The organism is Kitasatospora sp. NPDC054939 (assembly GCF_053610105.1).
This window is the reverse complement of the sequence record NZ_JBSGXP010000112.1, coordinates 1-23,961: the sequence shown is the minus strand read 5'-3', so window position 1 is coordinate 23,961 and position 23,961 is coordinate 1. Positions and strand designations below refer to the sequence as shown.

The following is a 23,961-nucleotide window of genomic DNA, read 5'->3' as shown; positions in this document are numbered from 1 at the left end:
GGTCCGGACCCCGGGTCCGGACCGGCCGTCCTCCTGCTGCCGGCCCTCCTGGCGCGGCCGCCTTCCATCAGCAGCCCCTCTTCCCGGCGCGGCCCCGGTCAGGCGGGCCGGTAGGTGACGTGCAGGGTGCCGTTGGCGAGGGCGGCGGAGCGGGTCAGCGCCAGCGGGTACCGGTCCGACTCGCCCTCGAACAGCCGGGCGCCGGTCCCGATCACCACCGGGTGCACCAGCAGCGTCAGCTCGTCCAGCAGACCGTGCGCCAGCAACCAGCGGACCAGCACGGCGCTGCCCGCGACGGCGACCCGGCCGTCCCCGCCCCGCTTCAGCTCGGCGATCCGCTCCGCCGGGTCGCCGGTCAGCAGGGTGGAGTTGGCCCAGTCCACCCGCTCCAGGGTGGTGGAGGCGACGTACTTGGGGATCGCCGCCAGCCGGGCGGCCAGCGGGTCGTCGCCGCGCGGGGCCCAGTGCCGGGCGAACTCCTGATAGGTGCGGCGGCCGAACAGCATCGCCTCCGCCCCCGCCGTCAGGTCGGCGACGGCCCGGGTCACCTCCTCGCTCAGGTAGGGGAAGTGCCAGGCGTACGGAGCCTCCACGACCCCGTCCAGTGAGATGAAGAAGCCGGCGGTGATCCTCCGCATGGGTGTCCCGAATCCGTGAGTAGGGGCGTGCGCGCCTTTCAGGGCAGGGCCTGGGCGCGCGACCGGGCCGGTATCAGCCGCGGACCAACTGCTCCCGGCCGTCCTCGCCGACCTCGATGTCGCCGAGCGCCGGGCGGCCCGCGAACTCGTAGGTGTGGCCGATCACCCCGGTGCCGGTCGACCGGACGTCGGACAGCCGCCAGGCGGTCGGGACGGTACCGGGCTCGAACAGGCCCTTGCCCTTGCCCAGCACCACCGGGAAGGTCAGCAGCCGCAGCTCGTCCACCAGGTCGTGCTTCAGCACGGTCCGGCGATCGAGCCGAACCCCTCGTCGACGTACGGCACCAGCCAGCCGCCGAGCTCGAACCCGCCGGAGGCGTCCTCCTCGGGCCCTCCAGGGCCCTGCAGGATGCCGTCCAGGGAGACGAAGGTGGTCACGGTGAGTCTCATGCGGGGGTGCCCTCCAGGCGGCGGCGGTCCGTTCGCGGCCAGTCTGCCCGCGGGACGGAACGGGCATCAACGGCCGTTCCGGGTACGAGCGTTTAACCCGGTTCAACGGGCCGGGCCCGCACCGGCTACCGTTCATGACGCACTGTCGAGGGACGGACCCAGGGAGGCAGCGGTGCTCGAACGGCTGGAGCTGGAGGCGTTCCTGACGCTGGCGGAGGAGTTGCACTTCGGCCGCACCGCGGAACGGCTGCGGGTGACCACCGGCCGGATCAGCCAGACCATCAAGAAGCTGGAACGCCAGGTCGGCGCACCGCTGTTCGAACGCACCAGCCGCGACGTCCGGCTGACCGCGCTCGGCCGCCAGCTGCGCGACGAACTCGCCCCCGCCTACGAGCGGATCGGCGCCGGGCTGGCGCAGGCGATCGTTGCCGCCCGCGGCGTCACCGGCACGCTCGGGGTCGGCTACTCCGCCCTGTGGTGCGGCGACCTGGTCGTCCGGGCCGCGGACGTGTTCCGCGAGCGGTACCCGGACTGCGAGGTGCGCATCCAGGAGGTGCAGCTCAACGATCCGTACGGCCCGCTGCGTTCGGGCGAACTCGACCTCCAGCTCACCGAGTTCCCGGTGCGCGAACCGGACATCGCGGTCGGCCCGGTGGTCTTCTCCGAGCCGCGGGCGCTGATGGTCCCGGTGGGGCACCCGTTCGCCGAGCGGGGGAGCGTCTCGCTGGAGGACCTGGCCGACACGGTGCTGCTGCCGGTGACCGGGAAGACCCCCGACTACTGGCTGGAGTACCACTACCCGACCCGCACCCCGTCCGGCCGCCCCATCCCGCACGGTGCGCCGATCGTCTACTGGCAGGAGGTCCTGGCGCACATCAGCAACGGCAAGGGCGTCTCGGTGGTCGCCGCCCGCGGCGCCGGCTACTACACCCGGCCGGGCGTGGTCTTCGTCCCGTTCAGCGACGCCCCGACGATCGACTACGGCCTGCTCTGGAGGGCCGCCGACGAGAACGCCCGGATCCGGGCCTTCGTCCACCTCGTCCGGGAGCTCAGGCGGCAGCACTGACCGTCCGCCGTGCCCCGGCGGCGTTCCGGATTGCCCGACCCCAAAGGCTTGCCTACATATCTTAAGGCGCTTTAGTGTTCTAAGCATGGCGCTGACGGAGAGAGAACGCGAGATCATCGGCCTGCTGCGGCACGATCCGCTGCTCGCCCCGGCCGAGATCGCCGAACGGCTCGGCACCACGCGGGCGGCGGTGAACGTCCACCTGTCGAACCTGGCCCGCAAGGGGGCGATCCGGGGGCGGGGCTACATCCTCAGCGAGGAGCCCTCCGCCGTGGTGATCGGCGGGGCCAACCTGGACATCAAGGCGCGCAGCGCGGCGACCGCGATCCTCGGGACCAGCAACCCCGGCTCGGGGTCGATGGCGGCCGGCGGGGTGGCCCGCAACATCGCCGAGAACCTGGCCCGGCTCGGTACCCCGACCTATCTGCTGGCCGCCCTCGGCAACGATCCGATGGGCGAGCGCCTGTACGCCGACACGGCCGCCGCGGGCGTCCGGCTCGACCACGTGCACCGCGGCGAGCACCCGACCGGGACCTACACCGCGGTGCTCGACGCCGACGGCGAACTCGTCCTGGCGGTCGCGGACATGACGGCGACCGCGCACCTGGCGCCGGAGCACCTCGGCCCGCTGCGCGAACTGCTCGCGCACGCCGGCCTGCTGGTGCTCGACGGGAACCTCTCCGGCCCGACCGCCTCGCACGCGATGGACCTGGGGCTGGCGGCCGGGGTGCGGACGCTGGTGGACCCGGTGAGCGTGCCCAAGGCCGCCGCCCTGGCCCCGCTGATCGCCGCGGACCGCCCGCTGTTCGCGGTCACCCCGAACCGGGACGAGCTGACCGCCCTGACCGGCCTGCCCGCCGGCACGGACGACGAACTGTTCGCCGCCGCGCAGCAGTTGCACGAACGCGGGGTGCAGCACGTCTGGGTGCGGCTCGGTGTCCGGGGCAGTCTGCTGAGCAGTGCGGACGAGGGGCGGGTGTTCGTCCCGGCGCTGTCCGCGCGGGTCGAGGACGTCACGGGGGCGGGCGATTCGATGCTCGCCGCGTTCGCCCATGCGCTGCTGGCGGGCCACTCGCCGCAGGAGGCGGCGGCCCTCGGGGCGGCCGCGGCCGCCGTGACCATCGAGAGCGCCCACACCGTCCGGCCCGACCTGTCGGCCCGGCTGTTGGCGCAGGCCCTCGCCGAGCGGGGCGGCGCCGAGCGGCCCGGAGCCGAGCGGGGCGGCGCCGGCCGCCGGACACCCGGCGACAGCCCCACCACGGACACCGTGGACACCACGGACACCGCGGACACCGCGGACACCACAGACACCACGAGCAGCACCGACAGCACCGACACCGGGAGCACCCTGTGACCAGCACCCCCCACCCCGACCTCGTCCTCACCGAGGAGGTCCGCCAGGCCCTCGCCGACGGCCGTCCGGTCGTCGCGCTGGAGAGCACGATCATCAGCCACGGCATGCCGTACCCGCAGAACGTCGCGATGGCCACCGAGGTCGAGGACATCATCCGCAGCCAGGGTGCGGTGCCGGCCACCATCGCGGTGCTCTCGGGCCGCCCGTGCGTCGGGCTGACCCCGGAGGACCTGGAGCTCCTCGCCACCAGCCCGAACGTCACCAAGGCCAGCCTGCGCGACCTGCCGTACGTGATCGCCCGCGGCGAGCACGGGGCGACCACCGTGGCGGCGACCATGCGGCTGGCGGCGCTGGCGGGGATCCGGGTGTTCGTGACCGGCGGCCTCGGCGGCGTCCACCGCGGTGCCCAGCAGAGCTTCGACATCAGCGCCGACCTCACCGAGCTGGCGCAGACCGACGTCGCGGTGGTCAGCGCCGGGGTGAAGAGCATCCTGGACATCGGCCTGACGCTGGAGAACCTGGAGACCGGCGGCGTGCCGGTGATCGCCTACGGTACGGACGAGTTCCCGGCCTTCTTCTCCCGCAGCAGCGGCTTCCGGGCGCCGATGCGCTCGGACTCGCCGGAGGAGATCGCCGCGGTGATGCGCGCCAAGTGGGACCTGGGTATCGCGGGCGGCCTGAACATCGCCAACCCGATCCCCGAGGGCGACGAGATCCCGGCCGAGCGGATCTCCGCGATCATCGACCGGGCGCTGGCGGACATGGACGAGCTGGGTATCAAGGGCAAGGAGGCGACCCCGTACCTGCTGGGCCGGATCGTCGAGATCACCGGCGGCGACAGCCTCAAGGCGAACATCGCCCTGGTGAAGAACAACGCCCGGCTCGGGGCGCGGATCGCCACCGCCTACGCGGCGGGGTCGAAGGCCTGACCGCTGGTCGACCGCACACCCGCCCGGCGCGGGCGGTCCCGGGCCGGGCAGCCCCGGGACCGCGCCGCGCCGGCGGGTCGGTCGAGCGGGCCGGTCCGGCGGGCCGCCCGCGTCCGGGTGGCCGGTTACGCGGCCGGACGGAGTTCGAGCGTGCAGCACTTGACGCTGCCGCCGGCCAGCAGCAGCTCGGTCAGGTCGACGCCGACCGGACGGAAGCCGCGCTCGCGCAGCTGTTCGGCGAGGCCGGTGGCGGCCGACGGCAGCACGACGTTGCGGCCGTCCGAGGTGGCGTTGAGTCCGAAGACCTTGGCGTCGGCGTCGTCGGCGGTGACGGCGTCGGGGAAGAGCCGCTCCAGGACGGCGCGGCTGCCGGGGGAGAAGGCGGGCGGGTAGTAGGCGATCGTGCGGTCGTCGAGGACGGTCAGCGCGGTGTCGAGGTGGTAGTAGTTCGGGTCGACCAGGGTGAGGCTGATCACGGGCCGACCGAAGTACTCCTGGGCCTCGGCGTGCGAGCGGGGGTCGCTGCGGAAGCCGGTGCCGGCCAGCAGCAGGTCGCCGGCCAGCAGGTAGTCGCCCTCGCCCTCGTTGACGAGTTCGGCGGTGTGCAGGTCGGTGAAGCCGAGTTCGTGCAGCCGCGCGCGGTAGGCGGGGGCCTCGGCGCGGCGTTCGGCGTCGCGGAAGCGGGCGACCAGGGCCCGGCCGTCGACCACGGTGGCGCCGTTGGCGGCGAAGACCATGTCGGGCAGTCCGGGGCGGGGATCCACGGTCTCGACGGTGTGGCCGAGGTCCAGGTAGGTCCGGCGGAGGTGCTCCCACTGGGCGACGGCGCGCGGGGTGTCGACGGGCTTGTGCGGATCCATCCACGGGTTGATGGAGTAGACCACGTCGAAGTGGGTGGGCCGGCACATGAGGTAGCGGCGTGGGGTGGCGATGCGCATGGGTCCGATCCCTTGGTGAGGTCAGGGGCGCCCGGGGGCGTGTCGGCGAAGTCCCGCCGCTCGGACGCGACTTCGTCGACACCGCCGCGGGCGCGTCGCCGGGGTGCCCGGCGTCGCGCGCTCATGCGACGCGAATTGTCAGACAAGCCCTAGGGGCAGTCGGTGAGGTAGCCGCCCATGGTGGTGAAGTAGTCGGTGGCGGCGAGTTCCCGGCCGTCCTCGGTGCGCACGCGGGTGACGGCCAGTCCGTGGTTGCGTCCGGTGTGGGCGTCCGGGCCGGCGACGACGACCACGCCCTCGCCCTCCCGGTAGAAGATCCGGCCGGCGGTGCCGCCGTAGCGTTCGGCGGATACCTCGGCGGCGAGGATCTCCAGCCGCCGGCCCCGGTGGTGCGTGAAGGCGGCGGGGTAGGGCGCGGACTGGGCGCGCACCAGCCGGTCGAGCCGGTCGGCGGGCCAGCGCCAGTCGATCCGGATGTCCTCCTCGGCGCGCTTGTGGAAGAAGCTGGCCCGGCTGCGGTCCTGCTTCGGGAAGTCGGTGCGTCCGGAGGCGAGTTCGGCGAGTCCGTCGACGGTGATCGGGCCGAACAGCTCCAGCGTCTTGTGGAACAGGTCGGTGGTGGTGTCGCGGGGCCCGACCGGGACGGCGCGCTGCAGCACGATGTCGCCGGCGTCCAGGGTCTCGTTCATGAGGTGCGCGGTGACCCCGACCTCCTTCTCGCCGTTGATCAGCGCCCAGATGAGCGGGGAGAAGCCGGCGTAGGCGGGCAGCAGCGAGTCGTGGACGTTGAGGGTGCCGTAGCGGGGGAGGCCGAAGACGGACTCGGGGATCCAGGTGCGCCAGTTGGTGGCCACGATGGCGTCCGGCTCGGCGGCCTTGAGCCGCTCCAGCAGTTCCTCGTCGTCGGGGCGGTTGCGGATCAGTACCGGGACGCCGTGCTCCTCGGCGAGGTCGGCGACCGAGTCGCTCCAGATCTTCTCGTAGGCGTGCTCGCTCCTGGGGTGGGTCACGACCAGGACCACGTCGTGCTCGGATTCCAGGAGCGCCTTCAACGTGCGGTGGCCCCAGGTCTGATAGCCGAACATGACGACCCGCATGGGCTCCTCCTTGAGGCAGTGTGCCGGTTCGCCGACAGTAAAGCAAGGCTTGCCTAACCTAGGCAATGAGGGCGAATTTCAGCCTGCGGGAACCGACTTGAGCTGCGAGGGGTGTCGACAGTTCGCGGCCACTTAGGTTAGCTTCACCTAAGTAACTGCCGCCGGTTCGGCGTTTGCGAGGGTGCCCGACCGCCTCCGCCCCCAAACGCCCGACCCGAGTCGATGGGAGTGACATGTCGCAGGCTCTTCCCGACGGCGGGCCACCGGTCCACGATCTCGTCGGGGTCGGCTTCGGGCCGTCCAACGTCGCCATGGCGCTGGCGATCTGCGAGCACAACGCGCGGGCCGGCCGGAGCGGGGCCGTCACCGCCCACTTCCTGGAGCGCCAGCCCTCCTTCGGCTGGCACCGGGGCATGCTGATCGACGACGCCACCATGCAGGTCTCCTTCCTCAAGGACCTGGTGACGCTGCGGAACCCGGCCAGCCAGTACAGCTTCCTGTGCTACCTGCAGAGCCGGGGCCGGCTGATCGACTTCATCAACCACAAGAACCTGTTCCCGCTGCGGATCGAGTTCCACGACTACTTCGAGTGGGCCGCCTCCAAGGTCGACGACATGGTGTCCTACGGGCACGACGTCGTCGCCGTCCGCCCGGTGGTGCGCGACGGCCTCGTGGAGTACCTCGACGTCGTCTCCCGGCCGCACGCCGGCGCCGAGCCGGTCGTCCACCGGGCCCGCAACCTGGTCCTCGGCACCGGGCTCCGCCCGCACATGCCGGAGGGCGTCGAGCGCACCGACCGGGTCTGGCACAACCGCGACCTGCTCACCCGGATCGCGGAGTTGGACGGCACCGATCCCGCCCGCCTGGTCGTGGTCGGCGCCGGCCAGAGCGCCGCCGAGACCGTCGGCTACCTGCACCGGCGCTTCCCCGACGCGGAGGTCTGCGCGGTCTTCGCCCGCTACGGCTACAGCCCCGCCGACGACAGCGCCTTCGCCAACCGGATCTTCGACCCCGCCGCGGTGGACGCCTACTTCACCGCCCCCGAGGAGACCAAGCGCCGGCTGATGGGCTACCACGCCAACACCAACTACGCCGTGGTGGACATCGACCTCATCGACGACCTCTACCACCGCTCGTACCGGGAGAAGGTGCTCGGCCGGGAGCGGCTGCGGCTGCTCAACGTCTCCCGGCTCGCCGGGGTCGAGGAGACCAAGACCGGTGTGCGCGCCACCGTGGAGTCCCTGGTGACCGGCGAACGGCTGCCGCTCGACGCCGACCTGGTGGTCTGCGCCACCGGCTACCGGCCCGCCGACGACCTCGCCCTGCTCGGCGAGGCCGGCGCGCACTGCCTGCGCGACGAACTCGGCCGGCCGCGGGTCGGACGCGACTACCGCCTGGCCGCCGGGCCCGAACTGCGCTGCGGCGTCTACCTCCAGGGCGCCGCCACCGAGCACACCCACGGCATCACCTCCTCGCTGCTGTCCAACACCGCCATCCGGGTCGGCGAGATCCTCGACTCGCTGCTCACCCGGCGCCCGGACACCGCCGGCGCCCCGGCCCGGGCGGCCGACCCGGTCGACTCCGTCGTCGGCTCCTGACCCCCGCCCCGGCCCCCGACGCGCATCCGGGGGCGGGGCGGCAGGGCGCCGGCCGACCGCGCGGGGCGCAGCGACGCCCCGCCGCCGGGCCGCGCCCGCGACCGCCGGACCGCTCCGGCCCCCCGCACCTCCCGGCCCGTCCGCCGGGAACGCCCCGGACGGGCGCACCCCCGCACCATCCGAAAGGAACGCACGTGTTCAACGCTCCACGCCCCGCCCCGGCCCGTACCGCGAGACGGCTGCCGCACGCGGCGGTCGCCGTCGCCGCCGCCCTGGTGCTGGCCGCCTGCGGATCGGACGCCGACACCGCCGCCGAGAAGAAGCCCGCCGGGCAGACGGGCGCCGCCACCAGTGCCTTCCCGGTGACCGTCGAGCACAAGTACGGCAGCACCCAGGTCAAGGCCGAGCCGAAGCGGGTGGTGACGCTCGGGCTGTCCGACCAGGACGCGGTGCTGGCGCTCGGCATCAAGCCGGTCGGCTCGGTGGACTGGTTCAAGGAGAAGCCGTACGGCAAGTGGCCGTGGGCCAAGGACCTGTGGGGCGGCACACCGCCGCAGGTGGTCGGCGAGCGCGACGAGTACAACATGGAGAAGATCGCGGCGCTCAGGCCCGACCTGATCATCGCCCAGTACTCGGGCATGAAGAAGGAGCAGTACGACACCCTCTCCAAGATCGCCCCGGTGGTGGCCCAGCCCAAGGACCACCCCGAGTACGGTGCGCCCTGGCAGGTGATGACCAAGCAGATCGGCAAGGCCCTCGGCCGGGAGGCCGAGATCGACAAGCGGATCGCGGACATCGCGGCGCGGTTCAAGGCGGTCGCCGCCAAGCACCCGGAGTGGGCCGCGCAGACCCTGGTGGTCGCCGACAGCTTCGAGGCCGGCAAGTACTCGGCCTTCGCGAAGACCGACCCCAAGGCGATCTTCTTCCAGGAGCTGGGCTTCAAGCTCAAGCCGGAGATCGACGGCCTGGCCAAGCCCGGCTGGAACGTCGCCGAGCTGAGCGCCGAGAAGCTCGACGTCCTCGACGTGGACCGGCTGGTCTGGGTGACCTCCAGCACCGCGGCCAACGACCGCATCAAGGCCGAGCCCTTCTACAAGAAGCTCAAGGTCTCCCAGGAGAAGCGCGACCTGTTCGTCCCCTACGAGGGCCCGGACGTGGGCGCGGCGTTCTCCTTCAACACGGTGCTGTCGATCCCGTACGCGATCGACCAGATCGAGCCGCTGCTGACCGCCAAGTAGCGCCGCCCCCTCGCTGACGCAGAACCAGGAACCCGGAAGGCGAACCCAGCATGTTCGACGTCGAGTCCGACCAGGTGTCCACCGGGGCGGGGCTGCCCCTGACCGGGGCCCAGACCGGCATCCGGCTGGCCCAGCGGATCGAGCCCGACAGCTCGGCCTACTCCATCGCCTTCCTCCTGGAACTGCGCGGCGAGCCCGACCTCGACCGCCTCGCCGCCGCCGTGCGGCAGGCGGTCGGGGAGGCCGACTGCCTGCACGTGCGGATCGCCCCGGACGGCGGGCACCAGCTGCCCGGACGGTTCGCCGTCGAGCTCCCGGTCGTCGACCTGCGGGGCGAGGCCGACCCGCTGCGCGCCGCGCAGGAGTGGACGGCCGCCGACCGCGACCGCGTCGACGACCTCGCCCGCGGCCCGCTGTTCGGCCAGGCGCTGCTGCGCCTCGGCCCCGACCGCCTCTGGTGGTACCAGCGCTACCACCACATCGTGATGGACGGCGCGGGCGCGCTGCTGCTCTGCCGCCGCGCCGGCGAGCTGTACGGCCGGGGGGAGCGGGCCGGGTCCGTCGACTGGGGGCTGCCCCGGCTGCTGGACGCCGAGCGGGCGTACCGGGAGTCCGCGCGGTTCGCCGCCGACCGGGCGTACTGGCGGGAGCGGCTGGCCGGCCGCCCCGAGCCGGCCCGGCTGGTCGGCCGCGGCCCCGCCCCGATGGCCCGGCGGGTGCGGTGCACCGCCGAGCTGCCGCCCGGGCTCACCGCCCAGCTGCGGGAGACCGCGCGGCACTGCGGCACCGGCCTGTCCCGGCTGCTGATCGCGGCGGTCGCCGCCTACCTCCACCGCTGCACCGGCGAGCAGGACCTCGTGCTCGGGGTGCCGTTCGCCGCCCGGACCGACCCGGCGGAGCGCGAGGTGCCGGGCATGGTGTCCAACCTGCTGCCGCTGCGGCTGTCCGTACGCGCCGGACAGCCGGTGGCCGACCTGGTCGCCGCGGTCGACCGGGGCCTCGACGAGCTGGTGCGGCACGGCCGCTACCGGGCGGAGGACCTCGCCAGGGAGCTGGGGCTGGTCGACGGGGTCGCCGAGCTGGTCGGCCCGACCGTCAACGTGCTGCCCAGCCGCGGCGGCGCCCGCTTCGGCGAGCACCCGGGCGACTTCCGGCCGCTCTGGCTCGGCCCCGCGAGCGACCTGGCCGTCACCTTCGGGCAGAGCCCGGACGGCGACCGGGTGCGGCTCGACCTGGTCGCCGACGCGGCGGTCTGCGACGAGGCGGCCCTGGCGGCGCACGAGCAGCGGCTGCTGCTGCTGCTGGCCGCACTGACCGGGGGCACCGACCGGCCGGTGGGCCGGCTGGAGCTGCTGGACGCCGACCTGCGCGCCCGGGTGCTGGACGGCCTCGGCACGGCGCCGCGCGAGGTGGCGGAGGTGTCCTGGCCGGCCGCCTTCGAGGCCCGGGCCGCCCGCACCCCCGACGCGCCCGCGCTGGTCTGCGAGGACGTCGAACTCAGCTACGCCGGGCTGAACGCCGCCGCCAACCGGCTCGCCCGGCTGCTCGCCGCCCGCGGTACGGGCGCCGAGGACGTGGTCGCCCTCGCCCTGCCGCGCTCCGCCGAGCTGGTGGTCGCCCTGCTGGCCGTCCTCAAGTGCGGCGCCGCCTACCTGCCGCTGGACACCGACCACCCGCAGGAGCGCCTCGCGTACATGCTCGCCGACGCGGGCGCCCGGACCGTCCTGACCACCCGCGCGCTGGCCGGGGAACTGCCGGGGGAGTCCGCGGCCGAGCGGCTGCTGCTGGACGATCCCGCGGTCGCCGCCGAACTCGCCGGGCACGCCACCGCCGACCTCGGCCGGGACGTCCCGCTCGGCCGGGCCGCCTACGTCATCTACACCTCCGGCTCCACCGGCCGCCCCAAGGGCGTGGCCGTCCCGCACGACGGCGTCGGCAGCCTGATCGCCACCGCCACCGACCGGATCGGGGTCGGCCCCGACAGCCGGGTGGTCCAGTTCGCCTCGGTCGGCTTCGACGTGACCGTCTGGGACGTCGTCATGTCGCTGTGCATCGGCGGCACCCTCGTGCTCGTCCCCGCCGAGCGCCGGGTCGCCGGGCGGGAGCTCACCGACTACATCGCCCGCCACCGCGCCACCCACATGATCCTCCCGCCGTCCCTGGTCGCCGCCCTGCCCGCCGACTGCGAACTGCCCGAGGGTGCCGTCCTGGTGGTCGGCACCGAGGCCGTGCCGAACGAGCTGATCGCCCGCTGGTCCGGCCGGCTGCGGGTGGTCGTCGCGTACGGGCTGACCGAGGCGAGCGTCAACTCCACGCTGTGGCCCGCCGAGGCCGGCCGGCGGGGGCCGGTGCCGATCGGCCGGCCCGACCCCAACACCCGCTGCTACGTCCTGGACTCCTCCCTGCAACCGGTCGGCCCCGGCACCGAGGGCGAGCTGTACGTCGGCGGGCGCGGCCTGGCCCGCGGCTACCTCGGCCGCCCCGGCCTGACCGCAGGACGCTTCGTCGCCGACCCGTACGGCGCCCCGGGCGAGCGGATGTACCGCACCGGCGACCGGGTGCGCTGGGGTACGGACGGCAACCTGGAGTTCCTCGGCCGCGCCGACGGACAGGTGAAGATCCGCGGCCACCGGATCGAACCGGGCGAGATCGAGAGCGCCTTCATGGCCTGCCCCGGCATCGCGCAGGCCGCCGTGCAGGTCCGCGACGACCACCGCGGGGCCAAGCGGCTGGTCGCCTACCTGGTGGGCAGCGACGACGACGCCCGCGCCGCGCGCACCCGGATCTCGGCCACCCTGCCGGACCACCTGGTGCCCTCGGCGGTCGTGGTGCTGGCCGGAGCCCTGCCGCTGACCCCGAACGGCAAACTCGACGCCCGCGCCCTGCCCGCGCCCGACTGGACGGCCGCGGCCGGCGCCGACGCCCCCACCGGGCCGGCCGAGACCGCGCTCGCCGACCTGTTCGCCGAACTGCTCGGCCTGCCCGCGGTCGGCGTCCACGACAGCTTCTTCGAACTCGGCGGGGACAGCATCGTCGCCGTCCACCTGGTCACCCGCGCCCGCGCCCGGGGGCTGGCGCTCACTCCGCGCGAGGTCTTCCGGCGCCGCACGGTGGCGGCGCTGGCCGCCGTCGCCCGCCCGGCCGGGCCGCCCGCCGCACCCGGGCAGCCGCCCGCACTCGACGGCTCCGCCCTGCCCGTCTCGCCGCTCCAGGAGGGCTTCTGGTTCCACGCCCGCTACGACGAGTCGGCTGCCGACCTCTACGTGGTGCAGCAACTCCTGGACCTGGCACCCGCGGTGGACACCGGACGGCTGCGCGCGGCACTGCAGGAGCTGCTCGACCGCCACCCGCTGCTGCGGGCCGGATTCCGGCAGCTGCCGGACGGCCGGGTCGTCCAGCGGATCGCCGAGCACGCCGACCTGGACTGGCGGGAGACCGACGGCACCGACCCGGACGCCGTGCTGGCCGCCGACCGCGCCGAGGGCTTCGACCTCACCGCGCCCCCGCTGCTGCGCGCCACCCTGCTCGGCCGCCACCGCCTCATCCTGACGCTCCATCACATCATCGTCGACGGCTGGTCGCTGGGCATCCTGCTGCGGGAGCTGGACGCGCTCTGCCGCGGCGCGGACCTGCCCGCCCCCGCCGACCCGGGCGGCTGGCTCGGCCGGCTCGCCGACCGCGACCGCGGGGCCGCCGCGGCGGCCTGGCGCTCCGCCCTCGCCGGACTGCCCGGCCCCACCGTCGCGGCCGGCCCCGGCACCGGCGCCCACCCCCGGCCCGAGCAGGTCGACGCCACCCTGCCCGCACCGCTCGGCGCCGGACTCACCGCCCTCGCCCGCGCCCGCGGACTCACCCCGGGCACCGTGCTGCACGGGCTGTGGGGCCTGCTGCTCGGCGGCCTGACCGGCAGCTCCGACGTGGTGTTCGGCAGCACCGTCGCGGGCCGCAGCGCCGAGGTCGACGGGCTCGCCGACGCCGTCGGCCTGTTCATCAACACCGTCCCCGTCCGGGTCCGGATCCGCCCGGACGACACCCTCGCCGGACTGCTGGAGCGCCTCCAGGACGATCAGGCCGGGCTGCTGGAGCACCAGCACCTGGGCCTCGCCGAGATCCAGCGCGCGGCCGGCGGCGGCGAACTCTTCGACACCCTGCTGGTGTTCGAGAACCACCCGGCCGCCGGGCCGCCCGCCACCGGGAAGCCGCTGATCACCGCCGCCGAGGTGCTGGACGCCGTGCACTACCCGCTCGCCCTGGTCGTCCGGCCCGGCGAGGCGCTGGGACTGACCTTCAAGCACGACGCCACCCGGCTCGACCGCACCGCCGTGGCCGTGCTCGCCGCCCGCTTCACCGGCCTGCTGCAGGTGCTGCTCGCCGACCCCGACCGGCCGGTGGCCAGGCTCGACCTGCTCTCCCCGCGCGAACGCGCCCGGCTCGCCGAACTCAACGCCACCGAACGGCCGGTGGCCCCCGGCACACTGGTCACGCGGTTCGCCGCGCAGGTCGCCCGGACCCCGCACGCCACCGCCCTGGTGGACGGCGACCGGCGGCTCGACTACGCGGAACTCGACGCCCGCGCCGAGCGGCTGGCCCGCCGGCTGCGGGCGCGCGGAGCCGGCCCGGAGGACTTCGTCGCCGTCGCCGTGCCCCGCTCCGCCGACCTGGTGGTCGCCCTGCTGGGCGTGCTCAAGTCCGGGGCCGCCTACCTGCCGCTCGACCCCGAGCACCCGCGCGAGCGCCTCGCCCTCCAACTCGCCGACGCGGGCCCAGTCACCGTGCTCACCACCCGCGAGGCCGCCCGCGGGCTGCCCGACCTGCCCGGACCGGGCCCGCTGCTGCTCGACGACCCCCACGCCGAGCCGGAGGGGGCCCGGGAGTCCGCGGATCCGGCGTCGGCCGGCCCCGACCACCCGGCCTACCTCATCCACACCTCCGGCTCCACCGGCCGCCCCAAGGGTGTCGTGGTCACCCACCGGGCGATCCTCAACCGGCTGGCCTGGATGCAGGGGCAGTACGGGCTCACCGCCGACGACCGGGTGCTGCAGAAGACCCCGGCGGGCTTCGACGTCTCGGTCTGGGAGTTCTTCTGGCCGCTGGTCGAGGGCGCCGCCCTGGTGCTCGCCCGGCCGGACGGCCACCGCGACCCCGGCTACCTGGCCGAGCTGATCCGCACCGAGCGGATCACCACCCTGCACTTCGTGCCCTCCATGCTGGCCGCGTTCGTCGACGCGGCCCCCCGCCCTCCCGCCGCGGCAGCCCCGCCCGCGTGGGCGGCGAGCCTGCGCCGGGCCTACTCCAGCGGCGAGGCCCTGCCCGCCGGCACCGCCCGCCGCTGGGCCGAACTCACCGGCGGCGTACCGCTGCACAACCTCTACGGCCCCACCGAGGCCGCCGTGGACGTCACCTGGCACCCGTGCACCACCACCGGACCGGAGGGCGACGGCCCCGACGTCCCGATCGGCCGCCCGGTCTGGAACACCCGGCTGTACGTCCTGGACCAGCTGCTGCGCCCGGTGCCCGACGGCGTCCCCGGCGAGCTGTACCTCGCGGGCGTGCAACTGGCCCGCGGCTACCACGGCCGGCCGGGCACCACCGCCGAACGCTTCGTCGCCGACCCCTTCGGCGCCCCCGGCGAGCGGATGTACCGCACCGGCGACCTGGTGCGGCGGCGGGCCGGCGACGGCGTTCTCGACTACCTGGGCCGCACCGACCGCCAGGTGAAGATCCGCGGCCACCGGATCGAACTCGGCGAGGTGGAGGCCGCCCTCGCCGCGCTGCCGGAGGTGGCCCGGGCCGCCGTCGTGGTCCGCGACGGTGCGCTGCTCGGCTACGCCGTCCCCGCGGCGGGCGCCGCTCCGGACGGCGCCGCCCTGCACACCGCGCTGGCCGCGACGCTGCCCGCCGCGCTCGTCCCCAGGGCGGTGCAGGTGCTCGACGCGCTGCCGCTGACCTCCAGCGGCAAGCTCGACCAGAACGCCCTGCCCACCCCGGCCGTCACCGCCGGCACCGGCGGCCGGGAGCCGCGCGACGGGCGCGAGCGCCTGCTGTGCGGGATCTTCGCCGCCGTCCTCGGCCTGCCCGGCGCCGGACCGGACGACGACTTCTTCGTCCTCGGCGGTGACAGCATCAGCTCGATCACCGTCGCGACCCGGGCCCGCGAGCACGGTCTGGCGGTCAGCCCGCGGGACGTGTTCACCGCGCGGACGCCCGCCGGGCTCGCCGCCGCCGCCACCGACCTGCCCGGGCCCGCCGCTCCCACCGACCCGAACGCCCCGAACGCCCCGACCGCCTCCGCCGCGACCGCCGCCGACGGCCGGGCCGTACCCGCCGAGCCCGCGCAGCCCGCCCCGGTCACCGTCGACGCGGCCCAGGCCGGCGCCGCGGCCGCCGCCCTGCGGGCCGTCCTCGCACAGCAGGGCGCCGGGCCGGTCGACCCGGCGCTGCAAGCCCTGCTCGACCGGCTGACCGCCGCCGGGCCCCCGGCCCCGGTCGGGCCCCCGGCCGCCGCCCCGCCGGTTGCCCCGGCCCCGTTCGCCGGCCCCGTGCTCACCGCGGAGGAACGCGCCCGGGTCGAGGCCGCGGCCGGCGGCCCGGTGGCCGAACTGTGGCCGCTCTCCCCGCTCCAGGAGGGCATGTACTTCCACGCCACCTACGACACCACCGGCCTGGACGTCTACCTCTCCCAGGAGACCCTCGACCTGGACCACCGGCTCGACGCCGACCGGCTGCGCGCCGCCGCCCGCACCCTGCTGGAGCGCAACACCGGTCTGCGGGCCGGCTTCCTCAGCGACGGCCTGCCCGGCCCGGTGCAGTTCATCACCGCGGACCCCGGCGTCCCGCTCACCGAGGTCGACCTCACCGACCTGCCCGCCGACCGGCAGGACGCCAGGGTCCGCGAACTCCTCGCCGCCGACCGCCGCCGGCGCTTCGACCTGGCCGCCCCGCCGCTCTGCCGGCTGCTGCTGATCCGGCTCGCCGGCGGCCGGGACCGCCTGGTCGTCACCCACCACCTCATCCTCTGGGACGGCTGGTCCGCCTGGCTGTTCCTGGAGCAGCTCTTCGCCCTGTACGAGAGCGCCGCGGACGCCGCCGCGCTGCCCCCGGCCGGCTCCTACCGCGACTACCTGGCCTGGCTCGCCGAGCAGGACGGCGCCGGCGCCCTCGCCGCCTGGCGCGACGCCCTCGCCGGCTTCGCGGAACCCACCCTGGTCGCGCCGGGCGGCCGCGACGGCGGACCGGTCATCCCGGCCGACTTCGACACCCTCCTCGGCCGCGCGGCCGGCGACCGGCTGCGCGAGAACGCCCGCCGCCACGGCCTCACCCTGAACACCCTGCTCGGCGCCGCCTGGGCGCTGGTGCTCTCGGCCACCGTCGGCCGCACCGACGTCGCCTTCGGCACGGCCGTCGCCGGCCGGCCCGCCGAGGTGCCCGGGGTGGCGGACATCATCGGCATGTTCCTCAACACCGTGCCCACCCGGGTCGCCCTCGACCCCGCCGAGACCCTGCTCGACCTGCTGCGCCGCCTGCAGTCCGAGCGCGCCGCCGTCATGCCGTACGAGCACGTCGGCCTGGGCGCGATCCAGCAGGAGACCGGCCACCGCCGGCTCTTCGACACCCTGTTCGTGCTGCGCTCGGCCGACGGCGAGGAGCGCGCGGACGCCCTGCGCCGCCGGCACGGCATCACCGGCACGGCCAACGTGGACGGCACGCACTTCCCGCTCACCCTGATCGTCACGCCCGGCACCCGGCTGCGGATCACCCTGGCCGCCCGCCCCGACCTGTTCGACGCCGACGCCGCCCGCACCCTGCTGGACCGCTTCACCGCCGTCCTGGCCCGGTTCGAGGGCGACCTCACCGCCCGCACCGGCACCGTCGACCTGCTGCTGCCCGCCGAACGCCGCGCCCTCGCCCGGGCCGCGGCCGCCTCGCGCGAGCCCGTACCGGACGAGACCGTCGCCGACCTGCTGGCCGCCCGCGCCGCCGCGGGCCCGGACACCCCCGCCCTGGTCTTCGGCGCCCGCACCCTGGACCACGCCGGACTCGACGCCGAGGTCAACCGGCTCGCCCGGCTGCTGCTGGCCCGCGGAGCCGGCCCCGAACGGGTCGTCGCCCTCGCCCTGCCGCGCTCCATCGAGACCGTCGTCGCCCTGTTCGCCGTACTGCGCACCGGCGCCGCGTACCTGCCGCTCGACCTCGACCACCCGGCCGACCGGCTGAAGCTCATGATCGAGGACACCCGCCCGCTCTGCCTGCTCTCCACCGCGGCCACCGCCCCGGCGCTGCGCGGCGGGCACGGCACCCCGGAACTGCTGCTGGACGACCCCGCCACCGCCGCCGAACTCGCCGCCCTGCCCGCCGGGCCGCTCGCCGACGCCGAGCGGCCCGCCTTCGCCCGCGGGGTGCCGGGACGCCTGGAGCACCCGGCCTACGTCATCCACACCTCCGGCTCCACCGGCCGCCCCAAGGGCGTCGTCACCCCCTACCGGGGCCTGACGAACATGCAGCTCAACCACCGGCGGGAGATCTTCGCCCCGGCGGTCGCCGCGGCCGGCGGGCGCCGGCTGCGGATCGCCCACACCGTCTCCTTCGCCTTCGACATGTCCTGGGAGGAACTGCTCTGGCTGGTCGAGGGCCACGAGGTGCACATCTGCGACGAGGAGCTGCGCCGCGACGCCGAGGCCCTGGTCGCCTACTGCGACCGGCACCGCATCGACGTCGTCAACGTCACCCCGACCTACGCCCAACTCCTGTTCGAACAGGGCCTGCTGGAGCAGGGTGAGGGCCGCCACCGGCCCGCGCTGGTGCTGCTCGGCGGCGAGGCCGTGCCCGACGCCGTCTGGAGCGCGCTGCGGGACACCGACGGCACCTACGGCTACAACCTGTACGGCCCCACCGAGTACACCATTAACACCCTCGGCGGCTCCACCGCCGACAGCGCCGCCCCCACCGTCGGGCGGCCGATCCGCGGCACCCGCGCCCACCTGCTGGACGCCATGCTGCGGCCGGTCCCGCCCGGCTGCCCCGGCGAGCTGTACATCGCCGGCACCGGCCTGGCCCGCGGCTACCACGACCGGCCCGGCCTGACCGCCGAGCGCTTCGTCGCCGACCCCTTCGGCGCCCCGGGCGAGCGGATGTACCGTACCGGCGACCTGGTCCGCCAACGCCCCGACGGGCAGCTGGGCTTCCTCGGCCGCACCGACGACCAGGTGAAGATCCGCGGCTACCGGATCGAACTCGGCGAGATCACCGCCGCGCTGCAGGCCCACCCCGAGGTCGCGCACGCCGCCGTCGTGGTCGCCGAACACGCCGGCGCCAAGCGCCTGTTCGGCTACGTCGTGCCCGCCGGGGGCACCGCGGGACCGGACGCCGCCGGCCTGCCGGACCGGCTGCGCGCCCACCTCAGGACCGTGCTGCCGGACTGGATGGTGCCCGCCGCGCTGACCGCCGTCCCGACCCTGCCGCTGACCGTCAACGGCAAACTCGACACCCGGGCCCTGCCCGCCCCCGACCCCGGATCCGGCAGCGGCACCCGCCCGCCCCGCACCCCCGAGGAGACGGCGCTCTGCGCGCTCTTCGCCGACGTCCTCGGCCTGCCCGCCGACCGGATCGGCACCGACGCCGACTTCTTCGACCTCGGCGGCCACTCCCTGCTCGCCACCCGGCTGATCGGCCGCGCCCGCACCGTCCTCGGCGCCGAACTCGCCATCCGCGACCTCTTCGAGGCGCCGACCGTCGCCGAACTCGTCGCCCGCGCCGCCCGCCCGGCGAACGGCGACCGGCCGCCGCTCACCGCCGCCGAGCGCCCCGCCGAACTCCCGCTCTCGCACGCCCAGCAGCGGCTCTGGCTGATCCAGCAGCTGGAGGGCACCTCGGCCGCCTACAACTTCCCGCTCGTGCTGCGCCTGCGCGGCGCCTTCGACCCGGACGCCTGGCGGGCCGCCCTCGCCGACGTCGCCGGCCGCCACGAGGCCCTGCGCACGGTCTTCACCGAACACGACGGCCTGGTCGGCCAGCGCATCCTCCCGGACGCCCGCCCCGAGGTCGAACTCCGGCCCGCCACCGAGGAACAGCTGCCGCAGCTGATCACCGAGGCGGTCCACCGCCCGTTCGACCTCGCCGCCGAACTCCCGCTGCGCGCCACCGTCCTGCGACTCGCACCGACCGACCACGTGGCCGTCCTGCTGCTGCACCACATCACCACCGACGAGTGGTCCGACCGCCCCTTCCTGCGCGACCTCGCCACCGCCTACGCCGCCCGGCTGCGCGGCGCGTCCCCGGACTGGGCGCCGCTGCCCGTCCAGTACGCCGACTACGCGCTCTGGCACCGCCGGCTGCTCGGCGACCCCGCCGACCCCGCCTCCCCGGCCGCCCGCCAACTCGACCACTGGCACGGCGTCCTGGACGGCGCCCCGGAGGAACTGGAACTCCCCACCGACCGGGCCCGCCCCGCCCGCCCCACCTTCGCCGGCGCCGACCTCACCGTCGAGTTCGACCCCGACACCTACCGCGGCCTGCGCCGGATCGCCAAGGAGCACGGCGCCAGCATGTTCATGGTGGCGCACGCCGCCGTCGCCACCCTGCTGCACCACCTCGGCGCCGGCGAGGACATCCCGCTCGGCGCCCCCATCGCCGGCCGCACCGACGAGGCCCTCGACGACCTGGTCGGCTTCTTCGTCAACACCCTGGTGCTGCGCACCGACCTGTCCGGCGACCCGGCCTTCACCGAGCTGCTGGGCCGGGTCCGCACCGCCGACCTGGCCGCCTTCTCGCACGCGGACGTCCCCTTCGAGGCCGTCGTCGAACGCCTCAACCCGACCCGCTCGCCCGCCCGCAACCCGCTCTTCCAGGTCATGGTCGGCTACCACGCCCGCACCGACGCACCCTTCGAACTCCCCGGACTGGACGTCGAGTTCGTGCCGTACGAGACCCGCACCGCCAAATTCGACCTGGCGCTGGGCTTCACCGAGCACGAGGGCCGCTCGCTGGGCTGCCGACTGGAATACGCCACCGAGCTGTTCGACCGCGAGACCGTGACCGCCCTGGCCGACCGGCTGGGCCGGCTGCTCGCCGCGATCGCCGCCGACCCCGCGCAGCGGATCTCCGGGCTCAGCATGCTCTCCGCCGCCGAACGCCGGCTCGTCCTGGAGGAGTTCAACGCCACCGCCAGGACCGTCGACGAGGCGGGCCTGCCCGCGCTGTTCGCCCGGCGGCTGGCCGAACGCCCCGCCGCCGTCGCCGTGGTGGACCGCCACCGCGCGCTCGACTACGCCGGACTCGACGCCCGGGCCGGCCGGATCGCCCGGCTGCTCGCCGCCCGCGGGATCGGCACCGAGAGCGTGGTCGGCATCGCCGTCCCCCGCTCGACCGACACCGTCGCCGCCGTCCTCGCCGTCCTGCGGCTCGGCGCCGCCTTCCTCCCGCTCGACCTCGCCCACCCGGCCGACCGGCTCGCCCACATGATCCGGGACTCCCGGGCCGCCCTGGTGATCGGCACCGAACCGGTCGCCGGCAAGCTCCCCGCGGCCACCGGCACCCCCGTCCTGCTGCTCGACGCCCCCGACACCGCCGCCGAACTCGACCGGCAGCCCGCCACCGCGCCCGACACGCCCCCGATCCCGCTCGACCGCGCCGCCTACGTCATCTACACCTCCGGCTCCACCGGCCTGCCCAAGGGCGTGGTCGTCCCGCACGAGGGCATCTCCAGCCTGGTGGCCACCGCCGTCGACCGGATGGGCCTGACCCCCGACAGCAGGGTCCTGCAGTTCGCCTCCGTCGGCTTCGACGTGTTCGTCTTCGAACTGGCCATGGCGCTCTGCCACGGCGGACGGCTGGTGCTGATCCCTGAGGAGTGCCGCGTCGCCGGGCCGCCGCTCACCGACTTCCTGGCCCGGCAGCGGATCACCCACATGATCCTGCCGCCCTCCCTGGTCTCCGCCCTGCCCGCCGACTGCCCGCTGCCCGAGGGCTCCACCATCCTGGTCGGCACCGAGACCGTCCCGCCGGACCTCGTCGAACGGCACGCCGCCACCGTCGACCTCATCGCCGCGTACGGACTGACCGAGGCCACCGTCAACTCCACCCTCTGGCCCGCCCGCCGGGGCAGCGGCGCCCGCACCGGACGCGTCCCGATCGGCCGCCCCGACCCCAACACCGTCTGCTACGTGCTCGACGCCCGGCTGCGCCCCGTCCCGCCCGGCGTCGTCGGCGAACTCTACGTCTCCGGCCGCGGCCTGGCCCGCGGCTACCTCAACCGGCCCGGCCTCACCGCCGAACGCTTCGTCGCCGACCCGTACGGGCCGCCCGGCGCGCGGATGTACCGCACCGGCGACCGCGCCCGCTGGCGCCGCGACGGCGACCTCGACTTCCTCGGCCGGGTCGACACCCAGGTGAAGATCCGCGGCTTCCGGATCGAACTCGGCGAGGTCGAGGCCGCCCTGGCCGGACACCCCGACACCGCCCAGGTCGCCGTCGTGGCCGACCGCACCGGCGACCTGGTCCGCCTGGTCGGCTACGCCGTACCGGAGCGCGGGGCGCGCCTCGACCCGGACGCCCTGCGCGCCCACGCCGCGCAGCGGCTGCCCGACTACATGGTGCCCGCCCTGGTCGTCCCGCTGGACGGGCCGCTGCCGCTCACCCCCAACGGCAAGCTCGACCGCAGGGCCCTGCCCGCCCCCGACTGGTCCGCGCTCACCGGCGACACCCGGCCCGCCACCGCCACCCAGGCCCGGCTCGCCGAACTCTTCGCCGAGGTCCTGCACCTGGAGTCGGTCGGCATCCACGACGGCTTCTTCGCCCTCGGCGGGCACTCGATGGCCTCGATGCGCCTGCTCGGCCGCATCCGCACCGCGCTCGGCGCCGACCTCACCGTCCGCGACGTGTTCGACGCCCCCACCGTGGCCGGGCTCGCCGCCAAGCTCGACCGGGCCGGCGCCGCCCGCCCCCCGCTGCTGCCCACCGGGCGGACCGCGGCGGACGGCGACCGGCCGCTCGCCCCCGTCCAGCACCACCCGTGGGCCGCCCACCGCCGGCGGCCCGGCCCCGACCACGCCCTGGTGCTGCGCTCCCGCGACGGGCTGGACCCCGCGGCCCTCGCCGCCGCCCTCGCCGACCTCACCGCCCGCCACGAACCGCTCCGCACGGTCTTCACCGAACGGGACGGCGCGGTGCACCGGCGGGCCGCCGAACCCCCGGCGCTGCGGACCGAGGACTGCGACCGGCCGGAGGGCCGCCTCGCCGAACTCGTGGCCGAGGCACCCGACCCCACCCGGGAACCGCCCCTGCGCGCCCACCTGCTCACCGGCCCGGACGGGCGCAGCGCCCTGCTCCTCACGGCGTCCTACCTGGCCGCCGACGAGTGGTCGGTCGTCCCGCTGCTGCACGACCTCGCCACCGCCTACGCCGCCCGGCTACGCGGTGCGGCCCCCGACTGGGCGCCGCTGCCCGTGGGGTACGAGGACTACGCGCGCTGGGCGCAGCGGGTGCTCGGCGACCCGGCCGATCCCGGCAGCCTCGGCGCCCGCCAACTCGCCCACTGGCGGCGGGCCCTGGCCGGGGTGCCGGCGCGGCTCGCACTGCCCGCGGACCGGCCGGGCCCGGCGGCCCCGGGCCCGGCAGGCGACCGGGTCGGCTTCGTCCTGGACGCCCGGCTGCACGAGGACGTCGACCGCCTCGCGCGCTCCACCGGCACCAGCATGTTCATGGTCCTGCACGCGGTGTTCGCCGCCCTGCTCACCGCGCACGGCGCGGGCACCGACCTGCCAATCGGAACCCTGGTCGCGGGCCGGACCGACGAGCGGCTGAACGGACTGGTCGGCTGCTTCTTCAACACCGTCGTGCTGCGCACCGACACCTCGGGCGACCCCGACATCGGCGAACTGCTGGCCCGGGTCCGGGAGTCCGTGCTCGGGGCGCTCGACCGGCAGGAGCTGCCGTACGCGGCGGCGGCCCGCGCGGCCGGGCTGCCCGAGGAGGGGCCGCAGGTGGCGGTGGTCCACCACGAGCAGGCGGACCTGGCCCGGCTGGAGGGCGGCCTCGGCACGCTGGAGGCGCTGCCCACCGGCCGGGCGCGGGCCGAGCTGGTGCTCGGCTTCCACGAGCCGCGCGGCGACGGCCCGGTGCACTGCGCGCTGGACTACGCGACCGACCTCTTCGGCCGGGCCCGGGCGGAGCGGCTGGTCCGCGAGTTCGTCGAGCTGCTGCGCGCCGCCGCGGCCGGCCCGGACCTGCCGCTGACGGTGCTGGCCGCCCTCGCCTCCGTCGACAGCTGCACCTGACCCCCGCCACCGCCATGCGCCCCCGCCCCCCGACCCCGGTTCGCGACCGCCAGGAGGACCTCCGATGAGCACCAACCCCTTCGAGGACCCGCAGGGCCGCTTCCTGGTCCTCGCCAACGACGAGGACCAGCACTCGCTGTGGCCGTCCTTCGCGGACGTCCCGGCCGGCTGGCGGACCGTCCACGGCGAGGACTCCCGCGAGGCGTGCCTGGCGTACGTCGAGCAGCACTGGACCGACCTGCGGCCCCGGAGCCTGGTCACCGGGCAGGACTGACCTCACCCGGCAGGACCGACGTCACCGGGCAGGACCGACGCCCGCCGACGCCCGCACACGCCCGGACACGCCCGTGCCCCGCCCGCCGGACCGGCGGACGGGGCACGGG

Annotated in this window: 12 protein-coding genes; 7 read left to right on the top strand and 5 right to left on the bottom strand. The window is 75.4% G+C overall.

Going from position 1 to position 23,961, the window contains the following annotated elements; genetic code table 11:
- Positions 1 to 98 precede the first annotated feature (98 nt).
- The 3 genes from ACWGB8_RS27050 to ACWGB8_RS27040 all read right to left on the bottom strand — a co-directional run bounded on the left by ACWGB8_RS27050 (position 99) and on the right by ACWGB8_RS27040 (position 1,088).
- The gene (locus ACWGB8_RS27050) at positions 99 to 638 is read right to left on the bottom strand and encodes a dihydrofolate reductase family protein (RefSeq protein ID WP_452216212.1); all 540 of its coding nucleotides are present in this window, start codon (positions 636 to 638) and stop codon (positions 99 to 101) included.
- A 73-nt stretch (positions 639 to 711) separates the two neighbouring features.
- Positions 712 to 942: a dihydrofolate reductase family protein gene (locus ACWGB8_RS27045; RefSeq protein ID WP_452216211.1), complete on the bottom strand. Its 231-nt coding sequence runs from the start codon at positions 940 to 942 to the stop codon at positions 712 to 714.
- A complete protein-coding gene (locus ACWGB8_RS27040) occupies positions 936 to 1,088 on the bottom strand; it encodes a hypothetical protein (protein ID WP_452216210.1) in 153 nt (50 codons plus the stop codon). The genes ACWGB8_RS27045 and ACWGB8_RS27040 overlap by 7 nt, the downstream gene beginning before the upstream one ends.
- A 172-nt stretch (positions 1,089 to 1,260) precedes the next feature.
- On the opposite strand from ACWGB8_RS27040, the gene ACWGB8_RS27035 reads away from it, so the two are divergent.
- From ACWGB8_RS27035 to ACWGB8_RS27025, 3 genes are all read left to right on the top strand, one after another.
- On the top strand, positions 1,261 to 2,154 hold the full coding sequence (locus tag ACWGB8_RS27035; RefSeq protein WP_452216209.1) for a LysR family transcriptional regulator: 894 nt from the start codon (positions 1,261 to 1,263) through the stop codon (positions 2,152 to 2,154).
- Between the two features lie 85 nt (positions 2,155 to 2,239).
- The gene (locus ACWGB8_RS27030) at positions 2,240 to 3,508 is read left to right on the top strand and encodes a PfkB family carbohydrate kinase (RefSeq protein WP_452216208.1); all 1,269 of its coding nucleotides are present in this window, start codon (positions 2,240 to 2,242) and stop codon (positions 3,506 to 3,508) included.
- A complete protein-coding gene (locus tag ACWGB8_RS27025; RefSeq protein WP_452216207.1) occupies positions 3,505 to 4,437 on the top strand; it encodes a pseudouridine-5'-phosphate glycosidase in 933 nt (310 codons plus the stop codon). The genes ACWGB8_RS27030 and ACWGB8_RS27025 overlap by 4 nt, the downstream gene beginning before the upstream one ends.
- 125 nt (positions 4,438 to 4,562) lie before the next feature.
- On the opposite strand, the gene ddaH is transcribed toward ACWGB8_RS27025, so the two are convergent.
- Together ddaH and ACWGB8_RS27015 are read right to left on the bottom strand one after the other, a co-directional pair.
- On the bottom strand, positions 4,563 to 5,375 hold the full coding sequence (ddaH, locus tag ACWGB8_RS27020) for a dimethylargininase (RefSeq protein ID WP_452216206.1): 813 nt from the start codon (positions 5,373 to 5,375) through the stop codon (positions 4,563 to 4,565).
- A 149-nt stretch (positions 5,376 to 5,524) separates the two neighbouring features.
- A complete protein-coding gene (locus tag ACWGB8_RS27015; RefSeq protein ID WP_452216205.1) occupies positions 5,525 to 6,472 on the bottom strand; it encodes a methionyl-tRNA formyltransferase in 948 nt (315 codons plus the stop codon).
- Between the two features lie 233 nt (positions 6,473 to 6,705).
- On the opposite strand from ACWGB8_RS27015, the gene ACWGB8_RS27010 reads away from it, so the two are divergent.
- From ACWGB8_RS27010 to ACWGB8_RS26995, 4 genes are all read left to right on the top strand, one after another.
- Positions 6,706 to 8,070 carry a lysine N(6)-hydroxylase/L-ornithine N(5)-oxygenase family protein gene (locus ACWGB8_RS27010; protein ID WP_452216204.1) on the top strand — a complete coding sequence of 455 codons (1,365 nt, stop codon included), beginning with the start codon at positions 6,706 to 6,708 and terminating at the stop codon, positions 8,068 to 8,070.
- 194 nt (positions 8,071 to 8,264) lie between these two features.
- Complete coding sequence (locus ACWGB8_RS27005; RefSeq protein ID WP_452216203.1) at positions 8,265 to 9,308, top strand: iron-siderophore ABC transporter substrate-binding protein; 1,044 nt, start codon at positions 8,265 to 8,267, stop codon at positions 9,306 to 9,308.
- A 50-nt stretch (positions 9,309 to 9,358) separates the two neighbouring features.
- On the top strand, positions 9,359 to 23,578 hold the full coding sequence (locus ACWGB8_RS27000) for an amino acid adenylation domain-containing protein (protein ID WP_452216202.1): 14,220 nt from the start codon (positions 9,359 to 9,361) through the stop codon (positions 23,576 to 23,578).
- A gap of 64 nt (positions 23,579 to 23,642) precedes the next feature.
- The gene (locus tag ACWGB8_RS26995) at positions 23,643 to 23,852 is read left to right on the top strand and encodes an MbtH family protein (protein WP_452216201.1); all 210 of its coding nucleotides are present in this window, start codon (positions 23,643 to 23,645) and stop codon (positions 23,850 to 23,852) included.
- Positions 23,853 to 23,961 lie beyond the last annotated feature (109 nt).